Below are 13,656 nucleotides of genomic sequence, written 5' to 3' on the forward strand. Positions count from 1 at the left end.
AATCCTGGAATTTGACTATTTAAAGCATCTCTCTAAAGATTGAAAAGTATATCCAGCGAAAGATATAACTTTTATTATCCTTCGGTGAGAGTCTTAATCAAATTACCATCTGCTCTTAATTATGTATAGCTAATTTTTACTTTTTAATGACTTCTTTGTAGCGATTGATTCTGTTTAAGTTATAGTTCTTTTATAAGTTTTTTACATTTATTTACATATTCGTTTTTAGTCACTCTCTCAAGGTGGATTTGTCCAAAAAAATACGTTTCTGATAATCGTCCAGAAGAAGTGCCTACGGTTTGTACCCAGAGACAGAAATAAGTCTATTAATAAACAGCTACATTAAAGTTAACAAATGAATTGAGGATAAAAAAATAAATGGCAACTCGTTATTCCAAAGATTTGCCACTATTTCTAACAGAATTGAATGGCAAATATCGCAATAAAATTCTGTTTGTCTAAACTCCTCAAACCGAAATTTCGGAACGTTCATTTTGCAATAATTGGCTTTTTGCCTATTTATTTTGGTATTTAGCAGGCTATAGCGTTGTTCGTGACGTTTTGCGCTTAGTTAGTTACTAGAACATTACTAAATATCGGAGAAAAAAAATGACAACTCAAGAAACTCGTCCCTCTACTGATTTACCACCTGTTGCAGCAGAATACAACGGCATAGATCGCAATGAATTTCTGTTTGGCTGGACACCCCAAGCCGAAATTTGGAATGGTCGTTTTGCAGCAATTGGATTTCTAGCCTATCTATTGTGGGATTTAGCAGGCTATAGCGTTTTGCGTGATGTTTTACGCATAGTTGGCTACTAAAACTTAAACACTTGGAACATTACTAAATATTCGGAGAAAACAAATGGCAACTCAAGGAACTCGTCCATCTACAGATTTACCAACTGTTGCAACAGAATATAATGGTCGCGATCGCAATGAATTTCTGTTTGGCTGGACACCCCAAGCCGAAATTTGGAATGGTCGCTAGCAATTGGATTCCTTGCATATTTACTTTGGGATTTAGCTGGGTATAGCGTTCTTCGTGACGTGCTACACGTCATTAGTTATTAGCAAATAGCTAAGAAGTTAAGAGGAACTCCTGAAACGCAGTGGTTCCTCCTTTGGTTTATTTATTTAGTATCGAAAAAAGCCACCTAATTATAGGTGACTCATCTATGATTACAATTGGATAAAAATTATTCAAATTCTTAACAGTGATTATTCATCAATACAACTGGGAATACCTAAAACAGCGCAGGGAAAATTATAACCTAGTGCTTCAATCATCGGATGATTGACAGAGTTGCAACCGAGGAATAAGATATCGGCAGCCTCTGATTCAACAACTTTTTTAAGTTCTGTAGAAATGCTGCCAAACCGTAAATGAGATTTGAAGCAACCTTGCCATTCTTCAGCCAGACTTCGAGCTTGCCAGAGAATTATATCTGCTTGTTGCAGGGGAGTTACTACTGTCTGCAATTGTGGTTGAGTTAATACCTGTGTGGCAGAATTTGATATTTCATTGATTTGGCACTCAAGTTGAGGCTGTTGTATTGGTAAGCTTAAGACATTTTGATAATGGCTTTTTGAATTGTCTTCTAGCACATAAACGGCTTGAACTGTGACTTCTGCATTGGTGGCCAAACGCGTTTGATGAGCAATCCAAAAGGCAATATCTAGCGCCGTATGACTGTTAGGAGATGCGTCATAAGCAACAATTAAATTAATTGCTTTTGCTTGTTGAGGTTTTTTAGAAAAAGGTTTTTTTGGTTCTGGCAACAGTACCATTTGTTCAATTAAATCATCTCGGCCCGTGGCACTTTGCAGACGTGCTAACATTGGCTTAATTTGCACAGCTTTACTTCTCCCAATGAAATGAATTAACAATGAGAAGCAGGGCAATCAATTTAAGATTTTGGATTTTAGATTGAGTAACGATAACCAAAATTTCAAATCTTAAATCAATCAAGGAAACCCCAATAATAACTGTATTACAGCCAAACTCTTGGGGGTTCCTTCCATTGCCTACGGAGTTAGCTGACGGGCTAAGACTGGAAGGTGTCTCTCGTAAGATTAGCCCCAAACATTGGTTCCTCCGTTCCAAATTCAGCTTTCATGAATTTGAATTAGGCTACCCACTAAAAAAAATGATAATCTAATTTACTCGTCTTGGGCAAAATATCGATCGAGGAAATTCAGAGCGTGATTGCGAAGTTCAAAATATTCTTTTGAGTTTCGCATAGCCGCGCGATCGCGTGGATGCTCAAAAGGAACTTCTAATATCTCTCCTATACTAGCAGCTGGGCCATTGGTCATCAAGACGATGCGATCGGACATATAAATTGCTTCATCAACATCGTGGGTAATCATCATCACTGCCTGACGATTATTTTCCCAAATATCCAATACCTGCCGTTGTAATTTGCCACGAGTTAGTGCATCTAGCGCTCCAAAAGGTTCATCCATCAGCAACATTTTCGGACGAATTGCTAAAGCTCTGGCAATACCTACTCGTTGTTTCATACCTCCAGAGATTTCATCAGGATATTTGTCAGCCGCCGCCGTCAAGTTTACCATTGCCAAGTGTTGATTTACAATGCTAATTTTCTCAGCCCGATTAGCATTTTTTAGCACTTCATCGACAGCCAAACGGATATTTTCTCGCACTGTTAACCAAGGTAACAGCGAATAGTTCTGAAATACCATCATCCTTTCGGCTCCTGGCTCACGAATTTCTTTTCCATCTAGCCTTACTGAGCCGGAAGTGGCTTTTTCTAAACCAGCTACTATTTTTAATAGAGTTGATTTACCACAACCAGAGTGACCAATTACAGAAATATATTCATCTTCACCAATCGTTAAATTAACGCCATCTAAAACAACAAAGCTATCTTTATCAGGTGTCGGATAAGACTTGACTAAATTTTCAATTTCTAAAAATCCAGCGCGGGGGATAACTTTGGTCTGGGTATTAATCGGTAATGAGGTATATTCCATCATCAAAATGCTCCGGGAATAATTTAGTCATCAGTCAATATTTGAACTTGGGATTTCAGCTAAATTTTTTTATTTGCATTCTCCCAAAAATAAATCTCTTGTGGGGTGAGCATCTTGCCCGCCCTAGCTGTGCAAATTAAATACACACAGCTTAATACATGAAAAATTTAGTGGGAGCATTAGCCCTGATGGCAAAACTATTCAGATAGCCCACAGGATCGCTGGGGTCGAAGCCTTTCTGATCTATAAATACTTCTGGTGGTTCGACCTTGTAATCATCCTTGGGACACTGAATGCCCATTTCAGATGCTATCTCCCGATATAAATCTGTTCTCCAGCCAAGTTCGGCTAGTTTATCGGCATTTTTGGGGAATTCCTTAATTTGTCCCCACCGTGCTGCTTGTGTCATCAACCAGATACTTCTCGATCTCCATAAAAATGTGGAGTGTTCTCCTGGCTGTTTGGGAAGGTTGTCAGGAATATCGAAGAAAATCGTGGTATCAGCTGCTTTGATGGTGCGATCTTTGCTGTCAAAGCCGCCATAGTTGTAATTGCCGAGAATTCCCGGACTTGTAAACTTCGCAATTGGGGCATTTTTCTTTTTAGGTCTTGCACCTGTAAAGGAACGATCTGTTATCAGTTCGGCTACTTCTTGGCGATTTTCTGCTTTGCTACAATACTGACAGGCTTCAATCATCGCCTTGACTAGGGAACGATAGGTTTTGGGATATTTGTCGATGAAAGATTCCATCACGCCCAAAAGCCGATCTGGGTGTCCCAACCAGACTTCTTTACCTTGTGCGAAGGTAAAGCCGATGTTTTCGTTACCTGTTATTGCTCGTGTATTCCAAGGTTCTGCAACCATGTAAGCTTGCATTGCACCAATCCGCACATTTGTCACCATTTGGGGCGGCGGAACGATAATGACGCGAAACTCTTTAAGCGGATCAACCCCTGCGGCGGCAGATAAGTAACGGATAAAGTATTCGTAAATGGAGGAACTTAATACTACTGCCCAAACTCTGTTTTCTGGCGATTGCTTGTCAAAGTAACCTCGGAAATCGCGCCCAAAGGCTTCTAAAGCCCCATCACCATATTTTTCTTGATACTCGTACCACGGGCGCAGCCCAAAATCCCACATGGCTTTGTTCATCGTCATCGCATTACCGTGGCGGTGTATGGTCATGGCTGCACACAATGGGGCGTGGCGTGCGCCTTCAGCACCAATTCTGGCGTTAGTGACTGCACCAGATACTACAGGTGAAGCATCCAGGCGACCAAAAATTACACCGTCGCGGGAGGTGGCCCAACTAGCTTCGCGGTTGAGTGTAACGTTCAAACCATACTTGCGGAAGAAGCCTTTTTTCCAGGCGATCGCAAATGGCGCACAATCGTTAACGGGAACATAACCAACTGTAATATCGGCTTTTTCTAGGTCGCCGCTTTTAACTACTGGTTGCACAGCTAAAGCTTCTTCGGTCAATCCTTTGGCTGATCTATCTCCTGAAATCCCACAGGAAGACAGCGCCATTCCCGCCGTTGTTGCTCCTATTCCCTTGATAATATCTCGTCGAGTCCAGTTAATATCACCCATTCTTGTAGCTCCATTGGTGATTAATTACTCACGCTTCAGGCGCAGAGTCTCTGCTGTTTTGATAGCAGCCGAATTTTGTTAGTTGGAAGTTTTCGGGCGATGAGTTACTAATTCTTGAATTTTACCCACGGCGTAATCTAGAATTAACCCAGTTACACCAATTACCAACACAGCTAAAAACACTGAACTTAGGTTTAAGCGACTCCATTCATCCCAGACAAAGAAGCCGATACCAATACCGCCTGTAAGCATTTCTACGGCGACAATTACCAGCCAAGCTATCCCTAAACTAATTCGCAAGCCTGTAAAAATATATGGTAAACTTGCAGGCCAAATGATTTTTGTAATCCGTCGCCAACGGGGCATTTCTATAACTCGTGCCACATCTAAATAATCTTTGGGAACGCTAGAAACTCCTAAAGCGGTATTAATAATTGTTGGCCAGAGAGAAGTAATAAAGATGACAAAAATGGCTGAAGGATCTGCTAAATTGAAAATTGCTAAGGCGATGGGCAGCCAAGCTAAGGGTGATACAGGTTTAAAAATTTGAATGATCGGATTGAGCGCTAGCATTGCCGATCTAGACATGCCAATTAAAAACCCCAGAGGAATCGCTACTACCGCACCCAACAAAAAACCTATTAATACCCGGCGTAGACTTGCAATCAACAGCCAACCAATTCCTAAGTTGCCCGGGCCTCGCTGGTAGAAAGGATTTAATATGTAGTCTAGATTAGCGATTAACGCTTCTGGCGGGGTGGGCATCAATTCATGGTTGGCAAGTGCAATAATCCACCACAGCACAATTATTCCCAAGAACCCCAACACAGGTAGAAAAAAGACATCTCTAACGATGACAGGTTTTGTTTTTTTCCAAGCAGCTTGTCCAGCGATCGCTGCGATCACTGCTAAATTTAATTGAAATATCATTTACGACCTCAACAGATTTAAGTGCAGGTACAAAGAATCCGAGCAGTACCAGCCTTGGACACCGATGAGATCGGAACATTAGAAAAATGCCGTCTCTTCAGTCTCCTCTCAAAGCCTACGAAGTTAGCTGACGGGCTAGGGCTGAGAGATGCCCTTCTAAAAAAAGTTATGAGTTATAAGTTATGAGTTAAATATTTAGTAACTCTCAACTCCTGACTTTTTATTAGATACGCCCCACAATTTGGTTCCTCCGCTCCAGCGTTATGCACTGTGACACGCTGAATTAGGCTGACTTACTCTAATGGATATTAAATTATGGACAATATAACATCTATGCTCAGTAAAAGCTATCTATCTTATGATAAATCTTGTTAATTTTAATACCAAAATTCAGTGTTAATCTTGGGGTCTTGCAATAAATAAAACTTACATTTTTAAGTATGCTGTGAGTGAACTCCTTACATAGACCGCTAAACAATATAGTCGAGCCAAGCATCAAGAATCTTACGTCCTTAATTAGTATTTTTTTATACAAATTATATATTATACTGAAAAAATTTTATATACGGTTAGTTAATCAACAAAAAAATAGCATATATAATCTATTACTTTTGGTAGGTGAACAAAATTGTTAAATTTGGTAAAAACTCCCTGCACTCGCTAAACTAATTGGATATGGAACTTTACTCATCTATCTCCTAGCTGATATTTAACATAATGGATTTTAGTCAAGTACTGGCTGAAAAAACGGACACCATCATCGATAAATGGGTTGCAGCAGTTCGCAAGGATAGACGAATTGAAAGTGCTGATGACCTATCTTACACAGCAGTAAAGGATCACATCCCTGATGTTTTGAAAGCAATGGTGACAGTGCTTTCAAAACATCAGGATAACGATATTCAGTCAATAGTTACTGCCAGTTTTCAGCATGGAGCGATTCGAGCGGAACAAGGCTTTGACCCAGCAGAAATTGCCAGAGAATATCATCTGCTGCGAACAGTAATATTTGATGCTCTACAACCAGATTTATTGGGGGGAACACCTGTAGAGATAATTCGTTCAATGCGTTTGATTGACGCTATCATAGACGAAGCGATCGCTCGGTGTTTCAAGAGTTATGTTGAGGAGCGGTTCCGAGAATTACAGCAGTTGCATTTATCACTAACACTTCATAATGATGAACTCACGCGCTTAATGAGTGCTAATCAAGAGTATCTTTCGCAGCTAGCCCACGAATTGAAACATCCCCTAACTTCCATTATTGGTTACTCGGATCTGTTTTTACGCCAACAACGACGAAAGACTCGGATAAAAGACACCTCCGCCAATCTCGAACATATTGAGCGGGTACTACGCAATGGCAGACAATTACTTCATCTCATCAACGATGTATTAGAACTTTCGCGGTATGACGCAGGGCAGATGAAACTCCATTTAGCACCCACCGATGTGCGTGAATTAATCAATAATGTCTGTGAAATGTTGGAACCTTTAGCTGGTGGGAAAAATTTAAAAGTCGTAGTCGATTGTGATCGCGCTCCCAAAGAGATAACTACAGATCCTTTTCAATGTCAACAAATTTTTACAAATCTTATTAGTAATGCAATTCGCTATACAGAATCGGGGACTATTATTATAATGTGTCAGGTATTGGAGAATCAGAAATGGGCGATCGCGGTTTCTGACACAGGAATTGGCATTGCACCAGAAAACCAAGCCCAGATATTTGAACCTTACTTTCGCGTCAGTTTTAGCGATCGTCCCTATCTCCCTGATAGTACAGGATTGGGATTAGCGATCGTCTCCCGCTTAGTAAAATTACTCGAAGGTGAAATTAAGCTAGTCTCTGAGGTAGGCGTTGGTTCTACCTTTACCGTAATTTTGCCCTTACGAATAGAAAGTTGATTTCGCGCCAAGACGTAAAATTCTTCTTTGCGCCTTTGCGTGAAATCAAAAGACATTATTACAACAACCCTTGTTTTTTCAACTTATCTAGCGCATCCTCAGCAGCAGCTTTTTCTGCCTCTTTCTTATTCCGTCCCTTACCTTCGCCGTAAATTTTTTCATTTACCAATACTTTTGCTATGAATTCTGGCGCGTGAGAGGGGCCTCCTATTTGTTCTGTAAAGTATTTGGGGGGATTTGGAGTAACGTTGCGTTGTACCCATTCTTGAAAGCGATTTTTTGAGTCTACATTAGAACGAGACACAATTATATGCTTAGGATCTACAGAATCAAATAGCGGTTCTATAATTGCGCGAACTGCTTCAATATTGGAGTCATTATCTAAATAGTAAGCACCAAGGACAGCTTCAAAAGTGCTACTGAGCAAATTAGGATTTTGGAAGCCTCCGTCTCGAATTGCGCCTTTTCCTAACCGCATTCTAAAATCTAAACCTACCTCTTCGGCAAACTTGGCCAATTGCTTCTCATCTACCAGTGCCGAACGCCGTCGGGTTAATTCATCTTCTCCCATTTCTGGGTGACACTTATATAGATATTCACCACTTAAGAAATTCAGCAAAGCATCACCGAGGAATTCTAGGCGTTCATTATGTTCGCCTTCTCCGGGATTTTCATGGACGTAAGAACGGTGAGTAAGCGCACGGCGTAAAAGTTTTTCATTATGGAACATTAGAATTTTGTGCATTTTTCTTTTGTGTTTTGTTGCGTAAATTGGCTGTTGGAAACTTTACGAATGCTATTGTCTTCAGACATGAAAAAACCGCATATAGCGGTGTTGATAAAACCCAGCTTTGACTCAACTGGGTTTTTAAAAGCTTTTTTAAGCAGCTAATTTCTATAACTCAACTAAAAACAATTCCTGACCTTGCTTTCGGACTTTGCCATCGTTGACAGCAGCATCAATAAACTGACTAAAACTCTTAAATTTCTTGCAATCACCTGTAGAAATAGATGAGCATCCTTTATAGTTAGCACAACGTTGACGCATCAATCTATCAATCCGACCAAATACGGTAAGCTTACCTTGTCTTAAGGCAGTTTTGATAGCTTCAGTTAGATACTCTATAGCCTCATTGTAATTAATCTGAGACACAAGATCCGTGTTTGGAGGTTGAGTCTTATTGCTATTGCCAACTAGCTGAGGTAATTCATCTACAAAGTGGAAGTTATCATTACCAACGAGTTTAATTAAATTTGGACTAACACTACCTCTTTGAGCAAAAATTATCACCTTTTTACCCAAGTATTTTAGAATATAAATTAAGCCAGCATAGTCCCAGTCTCCTGAAAATAGGATAATTGTTTTTAGAGAAGGATTAAATGCAACTGCTTTAACACAGTCAGCGATCAATCGATAATCTGCACTATTATTTGAATGCTCAGGAACATCAACACACTTCATACCAAGAAGTTCTAGCTCATTTTTGGTACAAACTTGGTTTAGGTAGTGTGAATTATAGTAGACATTTTTGAAGTCTATACGCCCATTGGATTGGGCAAATTCCAGCAAAAAATGACCCTTTCCTTTAATTGAAGAGACGTTCTGAATATCGGCAAAAATACCTACAGAATTTTTTTGCTGGCTTGTTTGTTTTTTGGAAGATTGATTAGCGTGTGCCATTGTAATGTATCCAGTATTCTTTAGTAAACTGGACAGCTTCAACAAATCACACATCTAGCAGTAGCAGGGCTTTATACGAGGAATTTCTACTTAAAAAGTACTTCCATGCAATAAAGCTCTCTACTGCCGCTTTCGTTTGGTTTAAGTCTCAGCCGTAGAATTCCTGGCTTCCTACCAAGTTTCGCGTCATCCTTTCCCCTGAATATTCATCCAAACATCTTGTCTTCCCATTGAACGTCTAGCCAATTATTTGACCTGACATTGGGCTGAATATTCAGCCGAAGGAACAACACGAAGCTCGGCAGGAAACTAGGAATTCTGCTGCTGAGACAACATCAAAAACCTGCGTTTTAGAGTGTGGTTGTTTGTTCTGTCTTATGTACAGAGTTACATGGATGACTCTGGATTGTCAATATACTTATTCATGAAGATTCGTTAAAGCGCTCACCCATATCCATGAACTTTAAAAATGCTCTATAGTATTATTTCAAAAACATTTTAATGAATAAATGATTTACGGTTTACTTTGAGCGATCGCACCATACAAAATACCTAAAATCCTCTTAATATCCTTAATATAATATTCACTCAAATCAATCGAAACTACATTGCCTTCAAGCTTAAGAAATTGCCAGATAGTACCGATAGTAACAGCACCATATATAGCTTTGATTTGATTTCCACCTCTCTCGTTAAATAACTGAGCCGCTACCATTTCGGCAATACATTGGGCTAAACCAGACCTCAAATTCTCATTTTTACTTTCTACTAAAACAATCACCGGACTACGTACAAACAACTGCTCCGAAGAAAGACTCAAAATAAAATCACAAAAACCGTTTAATCCTCGCTGACTATCAACAAGTAAAATCAACTCCCGAAAAAAAGCTTATTTCATAATTAAATTTGCGTCTAATTTCTAATAAAATTGGACTTATTATCATTTAACTTCGAGCTTTTTTTGAACTTATCGCTACTGCTAAATCAACATTTTCCCTAAGAATAGTAGATAATAAATTACTACATTCTTGCTCCTGTACATTTGCGAAGAGTCCAGATGATTCATGAATAACTAAGCCAAAGTAATCAATAACTTCAATAAGTTTAAAATCACTATAAGCCATAAAACTTACTCCTTTGTCTTATGACCGAATCATATATAGCAGTACTCAATCATTCGTGAAAATTATATCTCTCTTTTTTCTTTCCTTTGCGTCCTTTGCGTCCTTGGCGGTTCGTTTCCTAATTCGGTGGCAAAGCAATCGGGGCTTGAGATTGCAAAGTTGCCTTATCACCTACAATTTTTGGAAGTTCCCGTAACAAGTTTCGCAAACAAGTTTCATGGGCTGTACCTTTGGATGCCGTTTGAATAATTTCCCCATTAATTAACTCAATATGGTCATCTTCATAGAAAAATCCCAATTCTCCAAGCCTGTGGTATTCATCTAGTGTGAAGCGTTTAGCCTGAGCAATACTCATAACTTTACCTTTCTCTCATTGCCATAATACTTATTCTAAATGTGTCAGAAATTGGTATGCTAAAGGCCGAGACTCGCTATTGAAAAAACAATGCCTGCGCCTACTATCAACCCCACCATCACTGCCTTTCCTTTGACAGCCGTAGTCGGTCAAGAAGCAATTAAATTAGCCTTGCTGTTAGCCGCAGTTGATCCTGGTTTGGGAGGAGTAGCGATCGCAGGTCGTCGCGGTACGGCAAAATCTGTAATGGCTCGTGCTATCCATGCTCTACTACCGCCGATTGAAGTTGTCAAAGGCTCAATCAGTAATTGTGACCCCAACCACCCCGAAGAATGGGACGATCAACTTTTGGCGGAGTATGCAGACAAAGACACTCAAGATGTGCCCGTCGAAATCATTCCCGCGCCTTTTTTGCAAATTCCTCTAGGTATTACAGAAGACAGACTCCTTGGTTCTGTGGATGTGGAAAAATCGGTAAAACAAGGTGATACGATTTTTCAGCCTGGATTACTGGCTACAGCAAACCGGGGTGTACTGTACGTAGATGAAATTAATTTATTAGATGACCAAATATCAAATCAACTTCTAACAGTATTATCTGAGGGACGCAACCAGATAGAACGGGAAGGGATTAGTTTTCAGCATCCGTGCAAATCCCTATTTATTGCCACCTACAATCCAGAAGAAGGCGGATTACGGGAACATTTATTAGATAGAATTGCGATCGCACTTTCTGCTGACGGTGTACTCGGCTTAGATCAAAGAGTAGAAGCAGTAGAACAAGCGATCGCTTATTCTAAATCTCCCCAAGATTTTCTCGAACAGTACAACGAAGATTTAGACTCCCTGAAAACCCAAATCATCTTGGCACGGGAATGGTTGAAAGAAGTCATCATCACCCATGAACAAATTGCCTACTTAGTAGATGAAGCCATTCGCGGTGGAGTTCAGGGACATCGCGCCGAGTTATTCGCCACGCGGGTTGCCAAAGCTGCGGCGGCTTTGGAGGGACGGACAACAGTTAATGCCGAAGATTTGCGCCGTGCTGTGGAATTGGTGATTGTACCACGCGCCACAGTTGTGCAGACACCGCCACCCGAACAATCACCACCTCCGCCACCGCCGCCGCAACAGAATCAAGAAGAACCCCAGGACGAATCTGAAGAGGAAGAAGAACAAGAAGAACAGGAAGAAAATCAAGAGCAAGAACCCCCTAGCATCCCGGAAGAATTTATCTTTGATCCAGAAGGGGTAATTCTTGATGACAACGTGCTGTATTTTACTCAAATGGCGAAGCGACAAGGTAAATCTGGTAGTCGCAGCGTCATCTTTTCCGATGACAGGGGACGCTACATTAAGCCGATGTTGCCCAAAGGAAAAGCGCGACGCATCGCAGTAGATGCCACGCTCAGAGCTGCGGCTCCTTATCAAAAAGCACGCAGAGAAAGACAACCAGATAGAAAAGTTATTGTAGAACAGCCTGATATTCGCTCGAAACGCTTGGTACGCAAAGCCGGGGCGTTGGTAGTGTTTGTGGTAGATGCTTCTGGCTCAATGGCCTTGAATCGAATGCAGTCGGCTAAAGGTGCGGTGATGCAACTATTAACAGAAGCTTATCAAAACCGCGATCAAATAGCATTAATTCCCTTCCGGGGAGAACAAGCAGAGGTATTATTGCCTCCAACACGTTCTATTGCTTTGGCGCGTAACCGTTTAGAAAGATTGCCCTGTGGTGGGGGTTCGCCCTTAGCGCATGGTTTAACCCAAGCTGTACGCGTCGGCTTAAATGCTCAGATGAGTGGAGATATTGGACAAGTTGTCCTTGTAGCAATCACTGATGGACGGGGTAATATTCCCTTAGCGCGTTCTTTGGGTGAACAGCTAGAACCAGGAGAAAAGCCAGATATTAAAGGAGAATTATTAGAAATTGCTGCCAGAATCCGTGCTTTGGGGATGCAACTATTAGTAATTGATACAGAAAGTAAATTTGTGTCTACTGGCTTTGCCAAAGAATTATCGCAAACAGCAGGCGGTAAATATTATCATTTGCCGAAAGCCACAGATCAAGCTATTGCTGCTATGACCAAAGGTGCGATCGCTGATTTAAAATCTCGATAATTAATCAATTGTCATTTGTCAGCTGCTTTTCTACTAACCACTGATTATTGACTAATAACTACGAGCCAGTTGGCATTGCCTGTGGTTGCAAATAGCAAACCAAATCTTGGATTCCCTTTTGCAGATAGCGCGTTACCGTCATTGGACTAGTACCAATGTTTTTAGCAGCATCCTTGCGAGAAAGTTCTTTCAAAAATACCATTTCAACTGCCATGCGGGGCTTTTCTTCCAACATATTGATTGCGCCTTGGAGTTGTTGGCGTTCTTCTTCCTGTTGTAGGAGGACATGAGAGCGAGGACAAGGAAGTGCTTCACCCAAGGTTATTTGGCAATCAACATAGTTAACTGCGGTTGCATCTAAACTCAAAGGCATCCGATTTTGAGCAGCTAACTTGGTTTCTTGCCACTCTTGCACAGATACCCGGAGGTGGCTGGCAATTTCAGCATCCTTGGGCTGACGACCTAAAGACATTGCCAAGTCCTTACGAATCTTTTGCCCTTCATTATATAATTCTTGCCAACGACGGGGAATTTTTAATAGAGTACTGCGATCGCGCAAAAAGTGCAGCATCTCACCGCGAATATATGGCACTGCAAAGGAACTAAAAGCATATCCTTGGCTAGGATCGAAACGCTCAATTGCCCTAATCAAACCAAAATAACCGATTTGTTCTAAATCTTCATAAGGTTCATTACATTGATGGCTGAATTTATGAGCCATCTTCCGTACTAAGCCGGTATGTAACTGTACAAGTTTATTACGAAGTTTAATAGAAGGATTCTGGTGGTACAAGTGTAATAATTCTATACCATCAGTTCGTAAAGAGGACTCACTTGCTGCCATATACATTCCTTTGTTGTAACTCCTATCTCTGGGAAAATGGAGTTGCGTATATTTTCTTCTAAGCTGTTATTATTTTCCTTAGCAAGGGCAGAATAAGCTATC

General features: G+C 40.7%; 12 protein-coding genes, 2 pseudogenes and 2 riboswitches. Of the genes and pseudogenes, 4 read left to right on the forward strand and 10 right to left on the reverse strand.

Translation table 11 applies throughout. The annotated features are described in order from the left end of the window. Positions 1–609: 609 nt before the first annotated feature. On the forward strand, positions 610–822 hold the full coding sequence (locus tag RMZ43_RS27125; RefSeq protein WP_322654313.1) for a high light inducible protein: 213 nt from the start codon (positions 610–612) through the stop codon (positions 820–822). 43 nt (positions 823–865) lie between these two features. Further along, positions 866–1,074 (forward strand): annotated as a pseudogene (locus tag RMZ43_RS27130) (high light inducible protein). A gap of 147 nt (positions 1,075–1,221) precedes the next feature. On the opposite strand, the gene RMZ43_RS27135 reads toward RMZ43_RS27130, so the two are convergent. From RMZ43_RS27135 to ntrB, 4 genes are all read right to left on the reverse strand, one after another. Next, positions 1,222–1,842, reverse strand: a complete 621-nt coding sequence (locus RMZ43_RS27135; RefSeq protein WP_322654368.1) for a universal stress protein — start codon at positions 1,840–1,842, stop codon at positions 1,222–1,224. Between the two features lie 168 nt (positions 1,843–2,010). Further along, positions 2,011–2,125, reverse strand: a riboswitch (cyclic di-AMP (ydaO/yuaA leader). A gap of 38 nt (positions 2,126–2,163) precedes the next feature. Continuing rightward, entirely contained in the window at positions 2,164–3,000 is an 837-nt protein-coding gene (locus RMZ43_RS27140) for an ABC transporter ATP-binding protein (protein ID WP_322648813.1), read from the reverse strand. 151 nt (positions 3,001–3,151) lie between these two features. Beyond that, positions 3,152–4,594, reverse strand: coding sequence for an ABC transporter substrate-binding protein (locus RMZ43_RS27145; protein WP_322654312.1), 1,443 nt, complete (start codon positions 4,592–4,594; stop codon positions 3,152–3,154). Positions 4,595–4,672: 78 nt separating this feature from the next. After that, positions 4,673–5,524, reverse strand: a complete 852-nt coding sequence (gene ntrB, locus RMZ43_RS27150) for a nitrate ABC transporter permease (RefSeq protein ID WP_322654311.1) — start codon at positions 5,522–5,524, stop codon at positions 4,673–4,675. Between the two features lie 97 nt (positions 5,525–5,621). Further along, a riboswitch (cyclic di-AMP (ydaO/yuaA leader) is annotated at positions 5,622–5,824 on the reverse strand. A gap of 417 nt (positions 5,825–6,241) precedes the next feature. On the opposite strand from ntrB, the gene RMZ43_RS27155 reads away from it, so the two are divergent. Continuing rightward, entirely contained in the window at positions 6,242–7,432 is a 1,191-nt protein-coding gene (locus RMZ43_RS27155; protein WP_322654310.1) for a sensor histidine kinase, read from the forward strand. 58 nt (positions 7,433–7,490) lie between these two features. On the opposite strand, the gene rnc is transcribed toward RMZ43_RS27155, so the two are convergent. The 5 genes and pseudogenes from rnc to RMZ43_RS27180 all read right to left on the reverse strand — a co-directional run. Next, positions 7,491–8,177, reverse strand: a complete 687-nt coding sequence (rnc, locus tag RMZ43_RS27160) for a ribonuclease III (RefSeq protein WP_322648736.1) — start codon at positions 8,175–8,177, stop codon at positions 7,491–7,493. Positions 8,178–8,327: 150 nt separating this feature from the next. Continuing rightward, positions 8,328–9,113, reverse strand: a complete 786-nt coding sequence (locus RMZ43_RS27165) for an NYN domain-containing protein (protein WP_322654309.1) — start codon at positions 9,111–9,113, stop codon at positions 8,328–8,330. A gap of 514 nt (positions 9,114–9,627) precedes the next feature. After that, positions 9,628–9,933 (reverse strand): hypothetical protein, encoded by a 306-nt coding sequence (locus tag RMZ43_RS27170; RefSeq protein ID WP_322654308.1) that lies wholly within the window; start codon positions 9,931–9,933, stop codon positions 9,628–9,630. 124 nt (positions 9,934–10,057) lie between these two features. Further along, positions 10,058–10,237 carry a hypothetical protein gene (locus tag RMZ43_RS27175; RefSeq protein WP_322654307.1) on the reverse strand — a complete coding sequence of 60 codons (180 nt, stop codon included), beginning with the start codon at positions 10,235–10,237 and terminating at the stop codon, positions 10,058–10,060. Between the two features lie 121 nt (positions 10,238–10,358). Continuing rightward, a pseudogene (locus tag RMZ43_RS27180) lies at positions 10,359–10,592 on the reverse strand (Uma2 family endonuclease); the annotation flags it as partial. Between the two features lie 90 nt (positions 10,593–10,682). Here RMZ43_RS27180 and bchD point away from each other — a divergent pair. Beyond that, positions 10,683–12,710: a magnesium chelatase ATPase subunit D gene (gene bchD / locus RMZ43_RS27185; protein WP_322654306.1), complete on the forward strand. Its 2,028-nt coding sequence runs from the start codon at positions 10,683–10,685 to the stop codon at positions 12,708–12,710. 58 nt (positions 12,711–12,768) lie between these two features. Here bchD and RMZ43_RS27190 read toward each other — a convergent pair whose 3' ends face one another. Then, positions 12,769–13,554 carry an RNA polymerase sigma factor SigF gene (locus tag RMZ43_RS27190; RefSeq protein WP_322648732.1) on the reverse strand — a complete coding sequence of 262 codons (786 nt, stop codon included), beginning with the start codon at positions 13,552–13,554 and terminating at the stop codon, positions 12,769–12,771. Between the last annotated feature and the right edge of the window lie 102 nt (positions 13,555–13,656).

The sequence above is a fragment of the Nostoc sp. CmiVER01 genome (assembly GCF_034531135.2).
Taxonomy (GTDB): domain Bacteria; phylum Cyanobacteriota; class Cyanobacteriia; order Cyanobacteriales; family Nostocaceae; genus Nostoc.